The organism is Afipia dichlorophenoxyacetatis (genome assembly GCF_055386385.1).
On sequence record NZ_AP029250.1, the window covers coordinates 1,543,172 to 1,565,797 of the forward strand.

Genomic DNA, 22,626 nt, shown 5'->3' on the forward strand with positions numbered 1-22,626 from the left:
GTCACGCCTCTGCTTTAGCCAGAGGCGTGCGCGACTTTTTCAGATTGAGCAGATTTCCGGTCAGGATCAGTGCTGCACCAGCGATGGTCGCGAGATCGAGCCGCTCGGCATACAGCAGCCAGCCGACCGTTGCGCTGAGCGGAACGCGCAGAAAATCCATCGGGACCACCACGGTCGCATCGGCAAAGCGCATCGCTTGCGTCATGCAATAGTGCGAATAGGTGCCGAAAAACGCGATGACGATGATCCACGGCCAGACATGGGCCGAGGGCCAGTGCCAGACATAAAGAGCGGGCAACAGGCCAATGGCCGATTGGATGATCAACATCCAGAAGATGATGACGGCGCCGGAATCGGTTCGGGTCAGTGACTTGACCATGACGACGGAGGCGCCGAAGCCGACCGCCACGGCCAGCATCAACAGTTGCCCCGGGCTGACCTGCGCCGCACCGGGATGCACGATGATCAGCACGCCAATCAGTCCAAGAACGATGGCGAGAATCTTGAACGCATTCAGCCGTTCGCCAAGGAAAGAGACCGCAAGCAGGGCAGTCCAGATCGGCATGGTGAATTCGATGGCGACCACCTGCGCGAGCGGGATTAACGTCAGCGCCAGAAACCAGCCGTATTGCGCGGCGTAGTGAACGATGTTGCGGCCGATATGCATCATCGGACGTGCCGTCTTCATGCTTGCGAAGCCGCCACTCCATCGGATCAGCGGGTAGAGCATAAAAAGGCCGATGACCGATCGCATTTCCATGAGTTGGAAAACATCGAGCTCACGCGTGATCTCGCGGCCGGCCACCATGAGAACCAGCATCGACGTGAGCCAACCGGCCATCCAGGCGGCCGCCTTCACGTTGGAAGGGGGCAGAGTCGTGATGGGGGTCAACGGCGCACCTGCCTTGCGATGCGCAGTGAAGTCGACTGCACGTGGGAGCCGAGAAGCAGAGCCGGGTCGCGGTTCGACAAAGGGGTGAACATATCCGTCGCCGATATCAGGCCCGTCAGGACCACTGGGTTAAACGTTCGGCCTCTCCCGAAACGGAAACAGGCCCCTCATTGTTGAGGGGCCTGCTTACGAAATGTGCATGTCCTCCGCAACCGGAGGTTTTTCGCATCAGCTATCGCGTTTCGCTAGTGTCCCGAATCCAAAGTCCGCCTCATCGTGCAGTGCGCTCCGTAGCGGACTTTGGATTCGAGAGGACACTAGCAAATCTATGATTCTAGTGCGGTTTAGGTTCAGAAGTTCGCTGAAAGGACTCGCAGAAAAATCAGGCGAACTTCTGAACCACCACACCAGTTAGTCGACCTTGTCGATGTTCCAGAACACCGGGGTGGCGGGACCATCGACCACGCCGCTCAGCTCCTTCCGCCAGGCGGAAGGGATCGTGTATTGACCCAGCGGCAGGTAGAACACCTCGTCGTAGGTGTGCTTCTGGATTTCAACGGCCAGCTTCTTCTGTTCGTCGACAGACGTCGCGCGGGCGAACGCATCGCGCAGCTGCTCCATCTTGGCGTCCTCCGGCCAACCGAACCAGCCACCATTCTTGCCCTTGCCGTTGAGCGTGACGTGGACGATCGGATTCAGAATTTCCGGGCCGGCCCAGTTGGTGAAGAACATGTTCCAGCCGCCTTCCTTCGGAGGCTTCTGGCTGGCGCGGCGGGTCACGACGGTTTGCCAGTCGGTGGCTTGCAGGTCGACCTTGAAGCCGGCTTCACGCAGCAACTGAGCGGCGACGACCGGTTGAGCCTTGAGGGTGATGACGTCGGTCGGTCCCATGATCACGACCGGCGTGCCGTCGTAACCGGATTCAGCCAACAGCTTCTTGGCTTCCACCATGCCGTTGCCTTTCACCAGGGACTCGGAGCCAACATCGGTCTCAAATGGGCCGCCGCAGCCGAAAATCGCGCCACAAACTTTGTAATAATCCGGATTACCGACGAGTGCGTCGAGCACATCCTTCTGACGCATCGCCAGTAGGGCCGCGCGCCGCACCTTCACGTTGTCGAAGGGCGGATAGAGGAAGTTCATGCGGCCAAGAGTCTGGTAGCCTAGCTTGCTCAGGACCTTGACCTCGATGTCCTTGTCGTTGGCGAGCGTCGGGAGAAGATCGAAAGACGGATTCTCCATGAAGTCGATGTCGCCGGATTGCAGCGCGTTCATCGCGGTCTGCGCGTCAGGCATGGTCACCCATTCGACGCGATCGACCTTCACCACCTTGCCGCCGGAGGTCCAGTTCGCCGGCTCCTTGCGTGGGACGTAATCCGTGTTCTTGACATAAACGGCTTTCACGCCGGGCTGGAATTCGGATTGTACGAACTTGAAAGGACCGGAGCCGATCTGCTCGGGGATTGGCGTGCCCTTCGGTGTGTCCGCAAGGCGCTTCGGCATCATGAACGGCACGAGCGACGATGGCTTGCCGATCGATTCCAGAACGAGGCTGTAGGGCTCCTTGAGCTTCAGCGTGATGGTCTTTGCATCGGTGGCTTCCAGGCTCGCGGTGAAGTCCATGAGCTTCTGGCCCATGCCGTCGCTTGCGCCCCAGCGCTTCAGCGACGCCACGCAATCTTCCGCGGTGACGGGTGTGCCGTCGTGCCATTTCAGGCCATCGCGAAGGGTGAACGTGTACGTGAGTTTGTCGTCGGAGACTTTCCAGTCCGCCATCTGCGGCTGGACTTTGAAGTTGGAGTCGGTTGCCAGCAACGTGTCATAAACCATGTAACCGTGATCACGTGTAATATACGCAGTTGTGAGCAGCGGATCGATCACGCGCAGATCGGAATGCATGACAGCTGTGATCGTCTTGGTCTTTGCCAGCGCCATTGTTGGAAGCGCTGCCGCCGCGGCGAGAAGAACGCCAGGCAGAACTCGTTTGAGTAGCGCAGTGGAAGCCCATCCACGCGAATTAACCGACATCATGTCTCTCCTGACTTTAAACTCATCATCGGTCGATGATTGCTTGTGCATTCCGACAATTTATTAGGCTTATTAGGCGCCGTTTGACGAACTAAGCCTTTGTCAGCTTGTCGATTTTTGAGACTTGCATCAAGCCGTCGAGCCGTCAATGCGGTTTTCATTTTGACTTAACGACCGAACTTGCATCAGATGCGCTGCCCGCATCTCGTGATGCGGTGAGAACAAGAAACGATGAAGATGAAAAGGAATATCCCTTGATCAATGCAGCCTCACTTCCGTTCGACGTTGAAACGATGTTGCAGGGTCTGCGCCCATGGATTGAGTGCGAAAGCCCGACATGGGATGCGGCGGCTGTGGATCGCATGCTCGCACTTGCAGCACGCGATATGGCGATCGCGGGAGCTTCGATCGAATTCATCGCGGGCCGTCAGGGATTCGGTGGATGTGTCCGTGCACGTTTTCCTCATCCACGGCAGGGCGAGCCCGGTATTCTGATCGCGGGGCATATGGATACGGTGCATCCGGTCGGCACGCTGCAAAAGCTGCCGTGGCGCCGCGAAGGCAACAAGTGTTTCGGCCCCGGCATCCTTGACATGAAGGGGGGAAATTTTATTTCGGTGGAAGCTATCCGTCAGCTTCAGAAAGCGGCGATTGCGACGCCGTTGCCGATCACCGTGCTGTTCACGCCGGATGAGGAAGTCGGCACGCCAAGCACTCGCGACATCATCGAGGCTGAAGCCGCGCGTAATAAATACGTCCTCGTCCCCGAACCTGCGTTCAAGAATGCCGGTGTGACGACGGGTCGCTATGCGATTGCGCGCTTCAATCTGGAAGCCGTCGGCAAGCCGAGCCATGCGGGTGCGACACTTGCAGCGGGACGGTCGGCCATTCGCGAAATGGCAAAGCAAATTCTGACCATTGATGGAATGACGAGCGAAGACTGTACCTTCAGTGTCGGTATCGTTCACGGCGGACAATGGGTGAACTGCGTGTCGTCGGTGTGCCATGGCGAAGCGCTCAGCATGGCGAAGCGTCAGGAAGATCTCGATCGCGGTGTCGAGCGCATGCTCGCGCTGTCCGGTACCTCCAATGATGTCACATTCAACGTGACGCGCGGTGTGACACGTCCGGTCTGGGAGCCGAGTGCCGGCACCATGGCTCTGTACGAGAAGGCGCGCGCGATTGGAAAATCGCTCGGTCTCGACCTGATCCATGGCAGCTCGGGCGGCGGTTCCGACGGCAATTTCACCGGTGCGATGGGAATTCCGACCCTCGACAGCCTGGGTGTTCGCGGCGCCGACTACCACACGCTCAACGAACATATCGAGGTTGATAGTCTCGTAGAGCGCGCCCGCCTGATGGCCGGGCTTCTGTTCACGCTCGACTAAAAAGCCGGCTATTTGAGGCTATTCCGACTAGCGGAATAGCCTGCGGGATCCATCTCTTGTGCCTTGCATGTTTGGCATTGATGCCTTGTGCCCAGACCCCTGAGAAGTCGGGGGGGCTGGCACGGGTCTTGCTGACAATTTGGCAGAGTTCGCAAGCAAAGAGCAGGTGTTAAAGTGGGTGTGGACGGGCAGAGACAAATTCATTGGCCTGGACCACTAGCTGTTCTTATTGTGGTCGAATAACGAAGAGGTCCAATGTTCGGCTATCTTGTCCGCCGCGTACTTGCAGCCATCCCCGTCATGGGCGTGGTTGCGGTGTTTGTGTTCCTGTTGTTGCGTCTGACACCGGGAGATCCCGCCGCCATTATCGCCGGCGATAATGCGACCCCGGAACAGCTTGAGAGAATCCGCACTTCGCTCGGATTGAATGAGCCGATCTACACGCAGTTCATCACCTGGATCGGCAAGGTGCTCCACGGCGATTTCGGCACCTCGCTGATTTCCAACGTTCCGGTCGCGACCATGATCGGGCAACGTATCGAGCCGACCATCAGCATTGCGTTAATGACCATTACGCTCGCGATCATTGTCGCGGTGCCGCTCGGTGTCATTGCCGCATGGAAGCATGGCACCTGGATCGATCGCTTCGTGATGGGCCTTTCCGTTCTCGGCTTCTCCATCCCCGTGTTTGTGGTCGGCTATGTGCTGATCCAGGTTTTCGCCATCGAATTGCGGTGGGTGCCGGTGCAGGGCTTCCGCAGTATCTCGCGCGGGTTCGGACCGTTCTTTGAGCGCGCGATCCTGCCGACGCTTGCGCTGTCGTTCATCTATATTGCGCTGATTGCGCGCATGACGCGGGCGTCGATGCTGGATGTGCTCGGTGAAGACTATGTCCGCACCGCGCGGGCCAAGGGCATCGCGGAGCGTGCAGTATTGCTGAAGCATGCGTTGAGGAATGCGGCCGTTCCCGTCATTACGGTGATCGGTACCGGTTTTGCGCTTTTGATCTCCGGCGTGGTCGTGACGGAAAGCGTCTTCAATCTGCCGGGCATCGGGCGATTGACGGTCGATGCCGTGCTGGCGCGCGACTATCCCGTCATTCAGGCCATGATCCTTTTGACGAGCGGGCTTTACGTTGCGATCAATCTGTTGATCGACGTCGCCTATACAATCCTTGATCCGAGGATCCGTTACTGATGGCGATGGAATCTCTCGAACAGTCCGCGGTCGCTTTTGAAACCCGGAAACCGGGCTCAAAGCTGAAATATCTGACGTCCAGTCCGATTATCGCCGTTGCGACCATCTGTCTGCTGTTGGTGATTGCTTCCGCGATTTTCGCGCCATGGCTTGCGCCACATGATCCGCAGCAGCTTTTGCCGGCATTGCGGCTAAAGCCGCCGAGCGAAACGTTTCCACTCGGCACTGACGCCTATGGCCGAGATTTGTTATCCCGTGTGCTCTATGGCGGCCGTATCTCGCTGGTCATTGGCCTGGGCGCTGCGATCATCAGCATCGCCATTGGCTTGATGATCGGCCTTGTGTCCGGCTTCTTCAAGTGGGTCGACGCGATCGTCATGCGCATCATGGACGGCTTGATGGCGATCCCCAGCATCCTGCTCGCCATCGCGGTGGTGTCGCTGTCCGGCGCAAGTCTCAAGACTGTGTTGATTGCGATCATTATCCCTGAGATTCCACGCGTCGTGCGTCTGGTGCGCTCGGTGGTGCTGTCCGCTCGTGAAGAGCCCTATGTCGAAGCTGCCATCGCCATGGGAACGAGCCTGCCGAAAATCCTGTGGCGGCACGTGATGCCCAACACCATCGCGCCGTTGATCGTGCAGGGGACTTATATCTGCGCATCGGCGATCTTGACCGAAGCGATCCTGTCGTTTCTGGGCGCGGGCATCAGCCCCGAGATCGCGACGTGGGGCAACATCATGGCCGAGGGCCGGGCTTATTTTCAGATCAAGCCGTCTCTCATCTTCTGGCCCGGATTGCTTCTGTCGATTTCCATCCTGTCGATCAATCTGATTGGTGATGCCACACGCGATGCGCTCGACCCGCGTATGAAACAGCGGGAGAGCGGCAAGTGAGTGACGCATCGGGCAAATTGGGCGATGTCGTCCTCGACATCCGCAACCTCGCCGTGGCGCTGAGCAAGAAGCCCGGCAGCCGACGCATTCTTGACGATATCTCGCTGAAAGTGCGCGCAGGCGAGACGGTCTGTCTGGTTGGCGAAAGCGGATCGGGCAAGTCGGTCACCTCGCTGACCACCATGGGATTGCTGCCGAAGAAAACGCTGTTTCCCGTCGGCGGCAGTATCAAGCTCGCAGGCGAGGAAATTCTCATCGCAAGTGACCGGCGTTTACGCCAGCTGCGTGCCACCACCATGGCGATGATCTTTCAGGAGCCGATGACGGCGCTCAATCCTGTCGTCCACGTTGGCCACCAGATCGACGAGGTGCTGCGTACGCATACGTCATACGATGCGAAGGAGAGACGGCGCCGGATTCTCGCGATGATGGAGCAGGTGCGCTTGCCGGACGTCGAGCGCATCTTCGCGTCTTATCCGCATCGCCTGTCCGGTGGCCAGCGCCAGCGCATCATGATCGCGATGGCGTTGATCCTCGAGCCGAAGCTGCTGATCGCGGACGAGCCGACCACAGCGCTTGACGTCACGACGCAGAAGCAGATCCTCTCGCTGATCCGCGATCTTCAGAAGGACCACGGAACGGCGGTGCTCTTCATCACCCACGATATGGGTGTGGTGGCGGAAATCGCCGATCAGGTTGCCGTCATGCGCCACGGCCATATTGTCGAGAGCGGGCCGCTTAAAGACGTGCTTGAGAAGCCGGTGCAGGATTACACCCGCAACTTGTTGTCGTCGGTGCCGAGCCTCGTGCCGCGTCCACCACGCCCGGAAACCGATGCACCGGTGGTGCTGGATACGACAGAGCTCGGAATGGTCTATCGCGAAAAGTCGATGTTCGGCGGTGGCCGCGAGGTGCATGCCGCGCAGGATGTGACGCTGACGCTCCGTAAAGGCCGCACCCTCGGCATTGTCGGCGAAAGCGGCTCGGGCAAATCAACTGTGGCGCGCTGCATCGTCCGTCTGATCGATCCGACATCGGGTGCGATCCGGCTGATGGGGAAAGAAATTTCGTTCCTATCGCGCCGCTTGCTGCAGCCGCACCGCAAGCGCATCCAGATGATCTTCCAGGATCCCTATCGTTCGCTCAATCCGCGGGTCACGGTCGGTGAAACCATTGCGGAGGGGCCGATCAATTTCGGAATGTCGCGCAAGGACGCGCTGAAGCGGGCGGGCGAGTTGCTCGAGCTGGTCGACCTTCCGGCCGACGCGGTGTCGCGTTATCCGCATCAGTTCTCCGGCGGACAGCGGCAGCGCATCGCCATTGCGCGCGCGCTCGCGATGGATCCCGACGTTCTGGTGGCCGATGAAGCAGTGTCCGCGCTCGACGTCTCGGTGCAGGCCCAGGTGCTTGATCTGCTTGACGATGTGCAGAAACGCCTCGGCATCGCCATTCTGTTCATCACGCATGATCTGCGTGTTGCGGCGCAAATTTGCGACGAGGTCATGGTGATGCAGCATGGCAAGATCGTCGAGCAGGGACTGGCGGCGGATATTCTGACCAATCCGCAACAGATATATACGCGGCAATTGTTGGAAGCAGCTCCCGGCAGGGACTGGGACTTTGCCAATTTTCGGCCTATTGTCGGCGCCTCCCTGCCGCAAGGACCATCCGCTTCCGCGATGTGAACTCAGGTAAATATGTCGATGACGCGCATCGCCGTTGGTGGATTTCTCCACGAGACCAATACTTTTGCTCCAACGAAGGCAACGTACCAGGACTTCGTCAACGGCGGCGGTTGGCCCGCCATGTCCAAAGGGGCGGAGCTTTTTAAGGCCACTCACAATATCAATGTCGGCATGTCCGGCTTCGTGGCCGAGGCGGAGAAGGCCGGCTGGGAGATGGTGCCGACGGTCTGGTGCGCTGCAAGCCCGTCGGCGCATGTGCGCGAAGACGCATATGAGCGCGTCGCTTCGATGATCGTGGACGGTATTGCCGCCGCGGGCGATATCGACGGCGTCTATCTCGATCTGCACGGCGCAATGGTCACCGAACATTTCGATGACGGCGAGGGCGAAATCCTTGCTCGCGTACGAAAGGTTATCGGTAAGGATTTGCCGCTGGTGGTCAGCCTCGATCTCCACGCCAATGTCACGCCGGCCATGGTGGAGCATGCGGATGCGCTGATCGCCTACCGCACCTATCCGCATATCGACATGGCCGACACTGGTCGCGCTTCCGCGCGCCACATGGCGTTGCTGCTGGGCTCGCGTCAGCGCTTTGCGAAGGCTTTTCGGCAATTGCCGTTCCTGATCCCGATCAGTTGGCAATGCACCGACATGGAGCCCTGCAAGGGCATCTATCAGAAGCTTGCGGCGATCGAGTCAGAAAATGTCCCGACGCTCTCCTTCGCGCCGGGCTTTCCGGCTGCGGATTTTCCCGATTGTGCGCCTGCGATTTTCGCTTACGGAAAGACCCAGGCCGATGCGGATGCCGCTGCCGATACCGTCGCAGCGCTCGTTGCGTCCCATGAATCGGACTTCGACGGGAAGATTTTCACGCCCGATGAGGGCGTGTGCTACGCCATGGATGTCGCGACACGTGCGAGCAAGCCGATCGTCATTGCGGATACGCAGGACAATCCTGGCGCAGGCGGTGACTCAGATACGACGGGCATGCTCCGCGCGCTGCTCGCCAACGGTGCAACCAAGGCCGCCATGGGTGTGATCGTCGATCCCGCATCGGCTGATGCTGCGCATGCCGCTGGCCAAGGCAAGACGATCACACTCGCGCTGGGTGGGAAGTCCGGTATTCCGGGTGATGCACCGTTCCAAGGCGACTTCGTTGTCGAATCTCTGTCAGACGGGCGCTTCATTGCGCCGGGACCGTACTTCGGCGGCAGCCAGATGGATCTCGGTCCCTCGGCATGTTTGCGCATTGGAGATGTTCGGGTCGTCGTCGGATCGCGCAAGGCGCAGCTTGCCGATCAGGCGATGTTCCGTTTCGTCGGGATCGAGCCGACCGAGCAATCGATCCTCGTCAACAAGAGCTCGGTGCACTTCCGCGCCGATTTCGATCCGATCGCGGAGGAGATTATTGTCTGCGCCGCGCCCGGAGCGATGCCAGCCGATACCGCGGCGTTGCCGTGGACGCGGCTGCGGCCGGATATGCGTATCAAGCCGAATGGTCCGACATTCGGTGACGTCAGCAAAACCTCAAAAACTTGAAACTCAAAAACTGGATTGCTTAGCCCATGCCCAATATCGAATTGATCGACAGCTACGCCGACGAACTCACCGCCATCCGCCGTGATCTTCACGCGCATCCGGAGATCGGATTCGAAGAGAAGCGGACATCGGGCATTGTCGCCGAGAAGCTTCAGCAGTGGGGCATTGAAGTGCATCGCGGCCTCGGGGGCACCGGCGTTGTCGGCATCTTGAAAGGCAAGGGCAACGGCACCAAGCGCGTTGGCCTTCGCGCCGACATGGACGCGCTGCCGATGGAAGAGAATACCAACGTGAAATGGCGATCGACCATTCCCGGCCGCTTCCATGGCTGCGGCCATGATGGCCACACCACCATCTTGCTGGGCACTGCGCGCTATCTTGCCGAAACGCGCAATTTCGACGGCAGCGTGGCTTTCATCTTCCAGCCAGCGGAAGAAGGTCTTGGCGGCGCCCGCGCCATGCTGAAGGATGGCTTGTTCGATAAATTCCCGTGCGACGAAGTTTATGGCATGCACAACGCGCCGGACCTCGATCCGCGTCAGGTCGCGATCTTCCCGGGCCCCGGTATGGCGGGCGCGGATTTCTTCGACATCACCATCACCGGCTATGGCAGCCACGGTGCGATGCCGGAACGGTCGAAAGACCCGGTGGTGATCGCCATGACGCTCGGGCAGGCGCTGCAGTCCATCGTTAGCCGCAATGTCGACCCGCTGCAGTCTGCGGTGCTGTCGATTACGCAGATCCATGCAGGTTCGGCTTATAACGTGATCCCGAACGAGGCGAAGCTTGCGGGCACCGTGCGCGCGTTCTCGGACGACGTTCGCAATCAGATCCGCGATCGCATGCGCACCATTGCAGCGGGCATGGCCGCGGCATTCCAGGTTGAGATCAATGTCGATATCCGTGACATCTTCTCGGTGTTGATCAATCACGAGGAACATTCGGCAGCAGTTGCCGATGTCGCACGCGAAATCGTCGGCAATGAGAACGTGCTGACCGCGTCACGCCCGAAGATGGGTAGCGAGGATTTCGCCGACATGCTGCTCGCCGTGCCGGGCGCTTATCTCTGGCTCGGCCATGAAGGCTCCGTCCCCGTGCACAACCCGGGCTTCATTCTCGACGATGCCATCCTGCCGGTTGGCGCGAGCTTGTTCTCGCGGATCATCGAGACCCGCCTGCCGCTGGCTGCGGCATAATCGGGACCGCGGCTCAATCTAACAACGACGAACCGACGTCCACTCAGTGGGCGTCGGTGATCCGCTGGGCAAGCTGCCGCACAAGCGTCGTCATCCGACCTGATGGCGAACTCAACGCTTCCATGATCGTGAAGTGATTGGCGCCGGGAATTTCTTCATAGACGACCGGTAGCCCATGTCGTGCACGATGCGCCGCGAAATCCGCGGACTGCTTGCGCAGCAGTGGCAGTTCTCCGCTTCCAACGACAATCGCGACAGGCTTGTCCGCGCCGCCGTGCTGCTTCATTGGCGAATTGCGGTCCGCCATGGCTTTGTCGAGGCGCAGCTTCTCGTTCAGATAAGTGTACTGGATGGGCTCCAGGTCATAGATGCCGCTGATCAGCAGCCCGGCCTTGATGCGGGGATGCGCGAGCATCATGGACGACAGGTGCCCGCCAGCAGACCAGCCCGAGACGATTATCCGATCCGAATCACCGCCAAGTGCAGTGAGTTCAGTGGCGAGGAAATCGATGCTGGTACGCACCTCGCTGACAATCTGGTCAAGCGTGGCATCAGGCGCAAGCGTATAGCCTACGAAAGCGACATTGATGCCGTGCGCCATCGGGCCCGCGGCACAGAAGGTGAAACTCTCTTTCGCGCGCGCCTGCCAATAGCCGCCATGAATAAAGACCAGTGTAGGTCCTTTTGCGCCGGCATTCAGAAAGTCGATGCGGTTGCGTTCGCGGGGGCCATAGCGAAGATCGAGATGTTGCGGATGGCTCGCTCGCACCTTGGCTGACTGCAGTTCCCACCCGGCCAGAATGGCGGGTGAGTCTTTCACCGCAAGGCTGTTGTTGAAACCGGCGTCGCGGTCGTCCTGGGAGAGGGAGCGCCAGTCCGGCGCGTCGATGGGTGCACTCATGAGATCATTCCAGGCAAGTGTGTAACTTTAACCAGATGATCGCAGTTACCGTGTGCTGCTGCAACTAGCGGGGGCGCGTTATTACTCACGCAGCGCAGGGATGACGAGAAATGGGATCATGCCGAGGATCACGCTGACCAGCGAGAAAGCCAGCAGGGCATCATAACTGCCGGTGAGATCGTGGATCAGGCCGCCGGCCCATGAGCCCAGAGCCGTGCCCAACCCGCTGCCGATCATGATCGTGCCGAAAATGGTGCCGACGCGCTTGCCGCGAAAGATTTTCATGGCGGTTGCGCTGATCAGCGGACCACGCGAGCCAAGCATGCTGCCGAAGCAGACGACGAAGCCGGTCAGCAACCAGATATTGGGATGCCGCTGCAGCAGCCAGAGCAAGCCGATGCCGATGATCGAGATGGCGTAGCTCAGCAACACCGATCGCCGCCGTCCGATAACACCATCGAGCCAGGTGACAGAGAGCATGCCGAACAGCACGACAACGCCGCTGAAACCCCATGCGGTCGCTGCCTGAAGGGGCTCGAACCCAGCGTCCACCAGATAGGCGACAACCTGCGTGGAAATGGAGAACATGCTGACTGAGGTGAAGAAGAACGTCGAGAACAGCGCCCAGAACGCGTGATGACGCATGGCACTGAGCAGCGTCCAGCCTTCGTCGATCAGGTCCTCGGTCACGGTCTTGCGGAGGGTTGGCGACCCGGCGGAGAACAGTTTCCAGGGCAGCAGCAGCAGCGGTACCAGCAAGACCAATGTCGTGCCGCCGAAGATTTCGTAGACTTTCTGCCAGCCCAGTCTGTCGATCAGCCATTGCGACAGCGGCAACAGGAGCAGGACCCCGGCGCCCATGGCGGAATAGACCACGGCCATGGCGGTGGAGAGTTTGGGGCCGAACCAGCGCCCCAGCATGATCGAGTTGGAGACGTTGCCGAGGCAGGCTGCACCCAATCCAACACAAAGCCCGAGGCTCACCTGAAATTGCCAGAGCCTTTGCGAGTAAGCCGCGGCGAGAAAGGCGCTGCCCAGGAGGAACAGTCCCAACGCATAAACGATACGCGGACCGACATGATCGAATAGCCGGCCCACGAACGGGGCGGCAAGTCCGGTGGTCAGTGCGGCAAGCGAGTAGATCGAAATGACCTGGGCGCGATCCCAGCCGAAACCCTGCGAAATCGGCAGCAGAAATACCGTGAAGGTTTCATTGAGGCCCCGCCCGAGCATGGCGAACACGAAGCAAAGGGCGAGCACATAAAGCGCAATGGTAACGTGCTTTTTTGCGTAGCTCTGCTGGGACATCTGATCCATAGGGATCATGAACCCCAATTCCGATGCAAAGAGCAGGTGCAGTTTGCGAATGCGCCTATGCAGTCAGGTCGGGCTTGCTTCTACCGGCGTCAGAGATGCTTCATGCCGAACTGCTCCAGCAGGGGCAGAAGTTCGTCGCGTGCTCGCCGCCTATGAAGCTGGGCCTGGTTGCATGCCAGTGCCGCGTCGCCGCTTTTGATCGCCGCGACAATCGATTGATGTTCCTTAGTGGATTTGGTCGGCTTGGCGCGCAGACGCAAAGTCATCATGCGGGCGCGGTGCGACTGATCCATGATGGTGTGGACGAGGCGGGCGAGGCGGGCATTGCCGCTGCGGTCGATTAGCAGGCGATGAAAGTTGTCATCGGCGCGCGCCCAGACATCGAGTTCCTCGCGCTGCAGAGCAGCCTTCATCTCGGCGTTGATCGATTCAAGTTCGGTCACGATCGGGCGGCGCAGTGGCGTATCCATCGCCGCGATCAGTTCGGCAGCCATGCCCTCTAGCGCGATGATGACGTCATACACCTCACGCATGTCGTCCGGCGACAGCGCCAGGACCACCACGCCGCGTTTGGGAAGAATGCGGACCAGTCCTTCTTCTTGCAGCCGGATCAGTGCCTCGTGAACCGGGGTTCGGCTCATGCCGAGCCGCAGCGCGATTTCCTGTTCCGATCCCTGATAGCCCGGCGCGAAAACGTTATCGCGAATCGCGTCCTTCATCGCCCGATAGGCATCGGACACGAGCGAAGGCGCCTTGGGGATAAGCGAATCCGGCGATTTCAAACGGTTCATGCCTCACTCCTACCGGAATGCCGCCAAAGCGCAAATTGCCTGCGCTCAATCTTCGGGTTGACATCCGTGCATGCTTCCATGGAAGATCGAGTGTATCAAGGCCGTTGATACGAGGAGCCGGAACCCGGAGCCCTGTTCGGATACGGCGTCTCTCTGCTTACTGATCGGACGGTTCAACGTGAAAACCTATCGAATTGCAGCCATTCCTGGCGATGGCATCGGCTCAGAAGTTATCTCCGCGGGCGTGGAAGCGCTGACCGCGTGCGCCAAGCGCGATGGCGGCTTCGCCTTTACTTTTGACCATTTCGATTGGGGATCGGAGCGCTACAAGAAGACCGGCGCGTTCATGCCCGAGAACGGGCGTGACCTGATCAAGAACCATGATGCGATTCTGTTTGGTTCAGCGGGTGCGCCGGACGTGCCGGACCATGTGACGCTGTGGGGATTGCGGCTTGCGATCTGCCAGCCATTCGACCAGTACGCCAACGTGCGCCCGACGCGCATCTTGCCGGGCATCACCAGCCCGCTCCGCAACGTGTCCGGTCCGGAGCTCGACTGGGTGATCGTGCGCGAGAATTCGGAAGGTGAATATGCCGGCGTTGGCGGCCGGGTGCATCGCGGATTACCCGAAGAGGTTGCGACCGATGTGTCGATGTTCACACGGGCAGGTGTTGCGCGCGTCATGCGCTTTGCGTTTGCTTTGGCACGGTCGCGCCCGCGCAAGTTTCTGACCGTCGTCACCAAGTCCAACGCGCAGCGCCACGCCATGGTGATGTGGGATGAGATCGCAGCAGAAGTTGCGACCGAATTCCCCGACGTCACCTGGGACAAGATGCTGGTCGATGCCATGACCATGCGTATGACGCTCAAGCCCGAGACTCTGGATACGATTGTCGCCACCAATCTGCACGCGGACATTTTGTCGGATCTCGCCGCTGCATTGGCAGGATCGCTTGGCATCGCACCGACCGCCAATCTCAATCCTGAGCGGCAGTTTCCATCAATGTTCGAGCCTATTCACGGCTCAGCCTTCGACATCATCGGCAAGGGTATCGCCAATCCGATCGGCACGTTCTGGTCGAGCGTGATGATGCTGGAACATCTCGGCGAGAAATCCGCTGCGGACCGCTTGATGCGCGCGATCGAGCGCGTGACGGCGGACAAATCCCTGCACACGCCGGATCTCGGCGGCAAGGCGCGAACGGCAGACGTCACAAAGGCGGTGTGCGACGCGTTGGCTGGAGACAACCAAGAAAACTAATTCGGAGGAGGAACGCGATGCGGAAGTGGTTTGTCGGACTCTCACTGACTGTTGCGGCAACGTTGTTGTGCGTTGCTAGTATCAGGCCGGCAACGGCGCAGGACTTCCCATCGCGTCCCATCACTTTGATTGTCCCGTCCGCAGCGGGCGGGCCGACAGACGCTGTATCCCGGTTGGTTGCAGAGTCGATGAGCCGGACGCTGGGTCAGCAGATCGTGGTCGAGAATGTCGGTGGTGCGGGTGGCACGATCGGTATGACGCGTGTCGCGAAATCGCCCGCCGACGGTTACATGGTGACGGTCTGGCATATCGCGCAGGCGACAGCTCCGTCGCTCTACGACAATCTCCGCTATAATGTGATCGACGATTTCGACTCTATCGGGCGTATCGCCGATGTGCCGATGACCATCGTGGGCAAGACTGGCCTCGAGGCCAAGGATGCCAAGGAGCTGATCGCCTGGATCAAGCAGAAGAAGATGGCCGTCACGTATGCGCACGCCGGCATCGGTTCAGCGTCGCATCTCTGCACACTCATGCTGATGAGTGCGATCGACACCCAGATGACTGGATTGTCCTATCGCGGTACCGGACCCGCGATGACCGATCTTCTCGGCGGTCAATTCGATGTGATGTGTGACCAGACCACGACGACAACGGCGCAGATCAAGGAAGGCAAGATCAAGGGCTACGCCGCAACGACCAAGGAACGGCTCAAGGTGCTGCCGGAACTGCCGACCCTCGATGAAGTCGGCCTTAAGGGGTTTGAGGTGACGGCTTGGCATGCGATGTGGGCGCCGAAGGGATTGCCGCCGGACGTCCATAAGAAGCTTAGCGACGCACTGAAGGCTGCGTTGAAGGACCCAAAGGTGATCGAGCGCCTCGCGGCGCTGGGTACGGAGCCGGTGAAGCCGGAGCAAGCAGGGCCGGAAGCATTGGCCGCACACCTCAAGGCCGAGGTGGCAAAGTGGGCGCCGGTAATTCAAGCCGCGGGCGTCAAGGCGAATTGAACTTATCGCCTACTGTAATCACGCAGATGAGCTAGCCGCACCTGCAATTGTCGGATATGCGGACGGTGTTAAGGTGTGGCCCATCAACAGGGCTCTAAGTTTGGAGAACGTCATGAGCGGCGAAAGCGAACAATTCAAAAAAGGTCTGGCTGTCCGACGGGACGTTCTGGGCGCGGAATATGTCGACGGCAGCATCGCCAAGGCCGACGATTTCATGATGGCGTTCCAGAACATCACCACGGAGTGGTGCTGGGGCTATGCCTGGACGCGTCCAGGTCTCGATCTGAAGACGCGCAGCATGCTCAATCTCGCCATGCTGACCGCGCTGAGCAAGCCGGCTGAACTGCGCCTGCACGTCAAGGGTGCGCTGAAGAACGGCGTCACCGTGGAAGAGATCAAGGAAATCCTGCTGCACGCCACGGTGTACAGCGGTATTCCTTCGGGTCTCGAAGCCTTCAAGGCCGCGCACGAAGTGCTCAAAGCCGAAGGCGCGATTAAGTAAAGACGTCTTGAAATAACAATGGCGCGGTGGAAACGCCGCGCCTTTTTGTTTTTTGATCTAGGCCGCGAGGAACTTAAACGCCGAGATAAACTTGGCGGATGTGTTCGTCCCCGGCGAGTTCGCTCGACTTGCCTTCACGGATGGTGCGGCCGTGCTCCAGCACGTAAACGCGATCGGTGATGCGCAATGTTGAGACGGCGTCCTGTTCGACAATCAGGATCGCCGTGCCGTCCTTCCGGATCTGCTGGATTGAATCGAAGATCAGCCCCTTCAGGCGCGGCGCGATACCGACCGACGGCTCATCGAGCAGCAACAGCTCCGGGCGCCCCATCAAAGCGCGGCCGATTGCCACCATCTGCTGCTCACCGCCTGACAGCGTGCTCGACTGCTGCCATTGCCGTTCGCGAAGAACGGGAAACAACGTGAACACACGTTCGAGATCGGCGTCGATCTCGGCGTTGTTTTTGCGCAGATAGGCGCCGAGCTGCAGGTTTTTCAGTACCGAGAGCTCGGAGAACAGCTTGCGTCCTTCCGGACAGTGGCAGATGCCGCGCGCCACCACATCGTAAGGCGCGACGCCATCCAACGTCTGTCCCTTGAACATCAGCGTACCCTGCGAAGGGATCGTGCGCGAGATCGCTTTCAGTAGCGTGGTTTTACCCGCACCGTTAGGGCCCAGAACGCCGACGAGTTCGCCTTTGTCGACCTTGATCGAGACGGACTCGATGGCAAGCGCTTTGCCGTAGCTGGCGCGGAGGTTGGACACCTCAAGCAGGGGCATGGGCGTCCTCCGTCTTTCCGATATAGGCTTCGATCACCTTCGGGTTTTTCACGATCTCTGCTGGTGGCGCGATGTCGATGACCTCGCCGAAGTTCATGGCGATGACGCGCGAGACCAGCGCCATGAACTCGCGCAGCTTGTGTTCGATCAGCAGGATCGTGAGGTGCTCCTCGCGATGCAGCCGCTTGATCAGTTGCGCAAGCGGTTCAATCTCGCTGCTGCCGAGGCCGGCGAAAGGTTCGTCCAGCAGCAACAGATCGGGTCGTGTCGCCAGCGCGCGCGCGATTTCAAGTCGCCGCAAGTCGCCGTAGGGGAGTGTCTCCACCGGCTCGCGGTCGCGGCCGCCGAGCCCAACCTGTTCGAGAAGGTGCCGTGCGCGTTCTTCCTTGTCCGTGTCGTTGTGCGCGCGCGGCGAGAGACAGGCCACGAGAACGTTCTCGAGAAGGTTCATGCCGACGAACGGACGGGTGAGCTGAAACGTTCGCGCCATGCCGCGATTGACGATCTTGTAGGGCGCGAGGCCGGCGAGCGGTTCACCGTTGAACTGGATGGTCCCCGAGGTGGGCGCCATGAATCCGGTCAACAGGTTGAATAGCGTGGTCTTGCCGGCGCCATTGGGGCCGAGAATGCCGGTCAGCTCGCCTTTTTCCAGCGTGAAGGTCACGCCTTTGACCGCGGTAAGGCCGCCGAAGCGCTTGGTGACGTCGTTGACTTCGAGACGCGCTGTCATCGGAAACGCTCCGTCATGCGGCGCCAGAGCGGAGCGATCAGTCCGTTCGGCAGGAAGAATAGGATGAAGATCAGCGTCAGCGTGTAGATCCAGAGACGATACTCGCCGAACCCGCGCAACATCTCGGTGAGCAACGTCAGCAGGATCGCCGCTACAGCCGCGCCATAGATCGAGCCGATACCGCCGACATAGACCATGATGATGACGGTGATCGACACCACGACGGAGAACAGCGGCGGGCTGACCTGGAGCTGGTAGTGTGCATAGAGCGCACCGCCGAGCCCCGCGAAGGCCGCGCTGATCATCAGCGACGCGATCTTGTAGAACGTCACGTTGATGCCGGCTGCCTGACAGGTGGCCTCATCGCCGCGGATCGCGCGGAGCAACAGGCCCCAGTGCGAATGCGCCAGCAGCATCAGAACGATCACCGTGACCACAAGGATCGCGAGCACAAACCAGTAGTAGTGCAGGGGTGAGGTCATCAGCGGATCGAGCCCGTACAGGCCTTCCTCGCCGCCGGTGTATTCCCAGAAGATCAGGCAGAGCCGTTGCAGGATCGCCGAGGCCGAAAGCATCGCCAAAGCGAAGTAAGGCCCGCGTAGGCGTAGCGTCGGGAAGCCGACGATCAGGCTGAACAGCACAGCGATGACGACCGCGAACGGCAGGCTGTACCAGGGGTTTGTAAACCAGATGGTCGCCATGAAACCTGCGGTGTACGCGCCAGCACCGATGAAGAGCGAGTGTCCGAAGTTTTCACGGCCGGTCAGGCCGGACATGAAATCCCAGCTTGAGGCCCAGATTCCGTAGATGACGCAGACGGTGAGCACGCCGGTGAGATAGCTGCTCGAGATGAACACCGGAGCCAGCGCGAGGATCGCCACGACAACGATGCCACCGGCGATATCGATCATTGAAATGTTGCGCATGTCAGAACGCCGCCCGCCGACCGAGAATTCCGGACGGTCTGATCATGAGGGTGATGACGACCGCGACCAGCGACACCAGTTCGGTCCACGATGTGGAGATGAGGTAGGCCACGATGGTCTCGGAGTAACCAAGAATGAGTGCGGCGATGATGCTGCCCGGGATCGATCCGAGGCCGCCGACGATGACGATGGCAAAAGCCTTCACCATCGGCAGCAGGCCCATGGTCGGCTGCACGGTGAGGAACGGCGACACCAGGACACCGGCAAGAGCGGCAGTGCCGGCGGAGATCGCCATCACGATGGAGAAAATGCGGTTGGTCGGAATACCCATATATTGCGCGGCTTCCGGATCCTGCGACACGGCGAGAATTGCCGCACCTAGTCGCGTGCGCTGGATGAACAGCCACAAGATCAGCAGAACCAGAACACCTGCAACGAGTGCTAGCAACCTCTGACCGCCGATGTCGACGCCGCCGATCGAAACCTTGTCGGCTACGAAAGACGGGACGTTGCGGTACTCGGAGCCGAAGATGATAAACAGCGCCTGTTCAACCGCGAGCGAGACGGCCAGCGTGATCATCAGCACCGCCAACTGCGAGTGCCGCAGCGGCCGTACCAAAAAGCGCTCCATCAGCACGCCGAACAGCGCGACCAGTAACACCGCGATCGGGGCTGCGAGGAACAGCGGCACATTGAGGAGGGAGGTCAGCACATAGGCTGCATACGCGCCGAGCGCATAGAAAGAGCCGTGTGCGAGATTGAGGATTCGGGCGACACCGAAGATCAGGGTGAAGCCGACCGCGAGCATCGCATAGATTGCGCTCGAAACCGCGCCGTAAATCAGAATTTGAAGCATGTCCGCCTGCTGTGCTCGCCCGGCCGGTGAAAACCGGGCATCGAAGCTCAGCGGCCGGTATGGTGTTTACCGGCCGCACATTGCATCGCGACGATAGAGCTCAGTTGCTCATCCAGGGCGGGGGAATCATCTTCCCCGTCTCGGACTCCTTCGGCCACACGACCACGCGCTGGCCATCCTTCTGCCACTGCACGAACAGCAGGTTCTGCAGGCCGGGGCCTGTCTTCACGTCGTGCATTTCGTCGAACACCATCTTGCCGGCGATACCGGTGTGGTCGGTCTTCTCCAGCTCCTTGATGACCGCGTCCGGCTCGATCGAATTGGCGCGCTTCACAGCATCGGCATAGACGTAGACCGCGTCATAGGCGCCGATACCGGTGTAAACCGGGGCGGTGCCGTAACGCTTCACGAATTCATCCCAGAACGGAATGGTCTTTTCCGTCAGCGCAGCGCGGATTGCGAACAGTCCGACGGTCTCGGCATTCGCCTTGCCGCCGACGCGGGTGAAGAAGTCCGCATCCTGGCTCTTCACGTCGATGCCGCCGATCGGAACGGGTACCTGCGCGTCATGCCATTGCTTCACGAAGATGTCGGAGGAGGCATGCGACAGAATCACGATCAGATATTGCGCACCGCTTTCCTTGACTTTGGCGAACAGCGGCGAGAAGTCCGAGGTTGAGGTGTCGAAGAACTCCGCCATCTTCACGTCGGTGCCGCCGTCGGTGGCGCCCTTCTTCAGGATCGGAACGAGATCCTGCACCCACTTGGCGTTCTCGCCGACGATGGCGATCTTGGTGAGCTTCATCTCGCCTTTCAGCTTGCCGTTGATGAAATCCACCAGCGCGCGGGCTTGGTGCGCGGCGTTTATCGGGAAGGCGCGGAAGATATATTTGTAGTTGTTGTAGTCCGCCTTCACCTTCGCGGTGATCGCGGGCGATGCCGCGCCAACGCCGATGTAGATCGTCTTTGCTGCCGAGATGTGCGGCAACTGAGCGAGGGTGACGCCGCTGGTGTAGCCGCCGATCAGCACGTTCACCTTGTCGTCGGCGGTCAGCTTCTTGATCGCCGCGATGCCTTGTTCCGGATTCTCGGTCTCGTCTGCGACCACGATCTCGAGCTTGCGTCCGAGCACGCCGCCCTTGGCGTTGATTTCCTCAATCGCCAGTTTCGCGGCGTTTTGCGTATCGCGCCCGACCTGAAGCTGGATCGATGTCGGAATGCCGATCTTGATCGGAGCTTGTTGGGCAAATGCTGGAGCAGCGATAGTCCCTGCGCCTACGATACTGGCAGCCGCCAGTACCCTCAGAAATGAGTTCATTGACGTTCCTCCTGAAATGCATCTGGGTCGTTGCCCGATGCTTATTATTTGCTTTGACAGACTGCCTAAGGAGACGAGAGCAAGTCAAGAAAAGATCGGATGAATGCGCCAAGGCGTCGCGCGCGAATGCACACGTTTAACTGCCTTTCAGGAGCAGCTTTGTGATCGCGTTAAAAATGCTGCGTCGCCGTAATGTTGCGTTTCAAACGCATTCGCTTCCGAGATGGGCACAGAACCGGGACGTAAAATCCGGCTCATTATTATTTCGCTTCTGACGTTTCCGACGGTTGATTATTACCGGAACAGGTGGTTTGACAGGCACCGAAACATGTTGATGCGCGGCATAGGCTTCTGATCAGGAAGCAATAAGAACAATGCCGATCAAGGAGGAAGCCTCATGACGATTTCACGCAGAACCTTGCTCAAAACCTCGGCCGCGGTCACCGCGATGGCAGGCGTCGGTGCCCCATTCGTGGCGCGTGCCCAGCAGGCCGAGTTCAATTACAAGTTTGCGAACAACCTTCCCGACACGCACCCGATCAACGTCCGGGGCCGGGAGATGGCCGAGGCGATCAGGAAGGAAACCAACGGCCGCGTCGACGTGCAGCTTTTTCCGAGCAGCCAGCTTGGCTCCGACACGGATACGCTGAGCCAGCTCCGCTCGGGCGGTGTGGAGTTCTTCACGCTGTCGGGCCTCATTCTCTCGACGTTGGTTCCGGCCGCTTCGATATCCGGCATCGGTTTTGCGTTCCCCGATTATCCGGCGGTGTGGAAGGCGATGGACGGCGACCTCGGTGCCTATATCCGTGGCCAGATCAACAAGGCCAATCTGGTGGTGATGGAGAAGATCTGGGACAACGGCTTCCGTCAGACCACCTCGTCCACCAAGCCCATCGCTACTCCCGCGGACTTCAAGGGCTTCAAGATCCGCGTGCCGGTGTCGCCGCTCTGGACCTCGATGTTCAAGGCGTTCGATGCATCGCCGGCCTCCATCAACTTCAACGAGGTCTATTCGGCGCTGCAGACCAAGATCGTCGAGGGCCAGGAGAATCCGCTGGCACTGATCGCGACCGCAAAGCTCTACGAGGTGCAGAAGTATTGCTCGCTGACCAACCACATGTGGGATGGCTATTGGTTCCTTGCCAATCGCCGTGCGTGGGAACGCATTCCGGCGGACATCCGTCCCATCGTCGAGAAGAACATCAATGCGGCCGGCGTGAAGGCCCGCGAAGACACCGAGAAGCTCAACGCCAACCTGCAGACTGAGCTCACCACAAAAGGCTTCGTGTTCAACAAGCCGGACCTTCAACCGTTCCGCGAGAAGCTGCGCCAGGCCGGCTTCTATGCCGAGTGGAAGAAGAACTACGGTGAGGAGGCCTGGGCCATCCTCGAAAAGAACGCTGGCAAGCTGACGTAAT

The 22,626-nt window shown here is 59.7% G+C and carries 20 protein-coding genes; 10 read left to right on the forward strand and 10 right to left on the reverse strand.

The window, feature by feature from the left end:
* Position 1: 1 nt before the first annotated feature.
* Positions 2-841, reverse strand: a complete 840-nt coding sequence (locus tag ACZ5C3_RS07150) for a DMT family transporter (RefSeq protein ID WP_464036419.1) — start codon at positions 839-841, stop codon at positions 2-4.
* Positions 842-1,303: 462 nt separating this feature from the next.
* Entirely contained in the window at positions 1,304-2,920 is a 1,617-nt protein-coding gene (locus ACZ5C3_RS07155; RefSeq protein ID WP_464036421.1) for an ABC transporter substrate-binding protein, read from the reverse strand.
* 257 nt (positions 2,921-3,177) lie between these two features.
* Here ACZ5C3_RS07155 and ACZ5C3_RS07160 point away from each other — a divergent pair, with 257 nt between their 5' ends.
* The 6 genes from ACZ5C3_RS07160 to ACZ5C3_RS07185 all read left to right on the forward strand — a co-directional run bounded on the left by ACZ5C3_RS07160 (position 3,178) and on the right by ACZ5C3_RS07185 (position 10,818).
* Positions 3,178-4,308, forward strand: coding sequence for a M20/M25/M40 family metallo-hydrolase (locus ACZ5C3_RS07160; RefSeq protein WP_464038279.1), 1,131 nt, complete (start codon positions 3,178-3,180; stop codon positions 4,306-4,308).
* Positions 4,309-4,563: 255 nt separating this feature from the next.
* Positions 4,564-5,505, forward strand: a complete 942-nt coding sequence (locus tag ACZ5C3_RS07165; protein ID WP_464036422.1) for an ABC transporter permease — start codon at positions 4,564-4,566, stop codon at positions 5,503-5,505.
* Positions 5,506-5,510: 5 nt separating this feature from the next.
* The gene (locus ACZ5C3_RS07170) at positions 5,511-6,398 is read left to right on the forward strand and encodes an ABC transporter permease (protein ID WP_464038280.1); all 888 of its coding nucleotides are present in this window, start codon (positions 5,511-5,513) and stop codon (positions 6,396-6,398) included.
* Positions 6,395-8,083, forward strand: coding sequence for an ABC transporter ATP-binding protein (locus ACZ5C3_RS07175; protein WP_464036424.1), 1,689 nt, complete (start codon positions 6,395-6,397; stop codon positions 8,081-8,083). The genes ACZ5C3_RS07170 and ACZ5C3_RS07175 overlap by 4 nt, the downstream gene beginning before the upstream one ends.
* 18 nt (positions 8,084-8,101) lie before the next feature.
* Entirely contained in the window at positions 8,102-9,622 is a 1,521-nt protein-coding gene (locus ACZ5C3_RS07180) for a M81 family metallopeptidase (protein ID WP_464036426.1), read from the forward strand.
* Between the two features lie 26 nt (positions 9,623-9,648).
* Positions 9,649-10,818 carry a M20 aminoacylase family protein gene (locus ACZ5C3_RS07185; protein WP_464036428.1) on the forward strand — a complete coding sequence of 390 codons (1,170 nt, stop codon included), beginning with the start codon at positions 9,649-9,651 and terminating at the stop codon, positions 10,816-10,818.
* 43 nt (positions 10,819-10,861) lie between these two features.
* On the opposite strand, the gene ACZ5C3_RS07190 is transcribed toward ACZ5C3_RS07185, so the two are convergent.
* The 3 genes from ACZ5C3_RS07190 to ACZ5C3_RS07200 form a co-directional block, all read right to left on the reverse strand.
* The gene (locus tag ACZ5C3_RS07190) at positions 10,862-11,719 is read right to left on the reverse strand and encodes an alpha/beta hydrolase (RefSeq protein WP_464036429.1); all 858 of its coding nucleotides are present in this window, start codon (positions 11,717-11,719) and stop codon (positions 10,862-10,864) included.
* 81 nt (positions 11,720-11,800) lie between these two features.
* Positions 11,801-13,045: an MFS transporter gene (locus ACZ5C3_RS07195; RefSeq protein WP_464036431.1), complete on the reverse strand. Its 1,245-nt coding sequence runs from the start codon at positions 13,043-13,045 to the stop codon at positions 11,801-11,803.
* An 80-nt stretch (positions 13,046-13,125) separates the two neighbouring features.
* Positions 13,126-13,827, reverse strand: coding sequence for a GntR family transcriptional regulator (locus ACZ5C3_RS07200; protein ID WP_464036433.1), 702 nt, complete (start codon positions 13,825-13,827; stop codon positions 13,126-13,128).
* Between the two features lie 178 nt (positions 13,828-14,005).
* On the opposite strand from ACZ5C3_RS07200, the gene ACZ5C3_RS07205 reads away from it, so the two are divergent.
* From ACZ5C3_RS07205 to ACZ5C3_RS07215, 3 genes are all read left to right on the forward strand, one after another.
* Complete coding sequence (locus ACZ5C3_RS07205; RefSeq protein WP_464036434.1) at positions 14,006-15,088, forward strand: tartrate dehydrogenase; 1,083 nt, start codon at positions 14,006-14,008, stop codon at positions 15,086-15,088.
* 17 nt (positions 15,089-15,105) lie between these two features.
* On the forward strand, positions 15,106-16,095 hold the full coding sequence (locus ACZ5C3_RS07210) for a tripartite tricarboxylate transporter substrate-binding protein (protein ID WP_464036435.1): 990 nt from the start codon (positions 15,106-15,108) through the stop codon (positions 16,093-16,095).
* 112 nt (positions 16,096-16,207) lie between these two features.
* A complete protein-coding gene (locus tag ACZ5C3_RS07215) occupies positions 16,208-16,597 on the forward strand; it encodes a carboxymuconolactone decarboxylase family protein (protein WP_464036437.1) in 390 nt (129 codons plus the stop codon).
* 73 nt (positions 16,598-16,670) lie between these two features.
* Here ACZ5C3_RS07215 and ACZ5C3_RS07220 read toward each other — a convergent pair whose 3' ends face one another.
* The 5 genes from ACZ5C3_RS07220 to ACZ5C3_RS07240 all read right to left on the reverse strand — a co-directional run bounded on the left by ACZ5C3_RS07220 (position 16,671) and on the right by ACZ5C3_RS07240 (position 21,208).
* Positions 16,671-17,378, reverse strand: a complete 708-nt coding sequence (locus ACZ5C3_RS07220) for an ABC transporter ATP-binding protein (protein WP_464036439.1) — start codon at positions 17,376-17,378, stop codon at positions 16,671-16,673.
* Positions 17,365-18,108, reverse strand: coding sequence for an ABC transporter ATP-binding protein (locus ACZ5C3_RS07225; RefSeq protein ID WP_464036440.1), 744 nt, complete (start codon positions 18,106-18,108; stop codon positions 17,365-17,367). Before ACZ5C3_RS07225 ends, ACZ5C3_RS07220 begins: the two co-directional genes overlap by 14 nt.
* Positions 18,105-19,034: a branched-chain amino acid ABC transporter permease gene (locus tag ACZ5C3_RS07230; protein WP_464036442.1), complete on the reverse strand. Its 930-nt coding sequence runs from the start codon at positions 19,032-19,034 to the stop codon at positions 18,105-18,107. The genes ACZ5C3_RS07225 and ACZ5C3_RS07230 overlap by 4 nt, the downstream gene beginning before the upstream one ends.
* 1 nt (position 19,035) lies before the next feature.
* Positions 19,036-19,890 (reverse strand): branched-chain amino acid ABC transporter permease, encoded by an 855-nt coding sequence (locus ACZ5C3_RS07235; protein ID WP_464036444.1) that lies wholly within the window; start codon positions 19,888-19,890, stop codon positions 19,036-19,038.
* Positions 19,891-19,990: 100 nt separating this feature from the next.
* On the reverse strand, positions 19,991-21,208 hold the full coding sequence (locus ACZ5C3_RS07240) for an ABC transporter substrate-binding protein (RefSeq protein WP_464036445.1): 1,218 nt from the start codon (positions 21,206-21,208) through the stop codon (positions 19,991-19,993).
* 397 nt (positions 21,209-21,605) lie between these two features.
* Here ACZ5C3_RS07240 and ACZ5C3_RS07245 point away from each other — a divergent pair, with 397 nt between their 5' ends.
* Positions 21,606-22,625 (forward strand): TRAP transporter substrate-binding protein, encoded by a 1,020-nt coding sequence (locus ACZ5C3_RS07245; protein ID WP_464036447.1) that lies wholly within the window; start codon positions 21,606-21,608, stop codon positions 22,623-22,625.
* Position 22,626 lies beyond the last annotated feature (1 nt).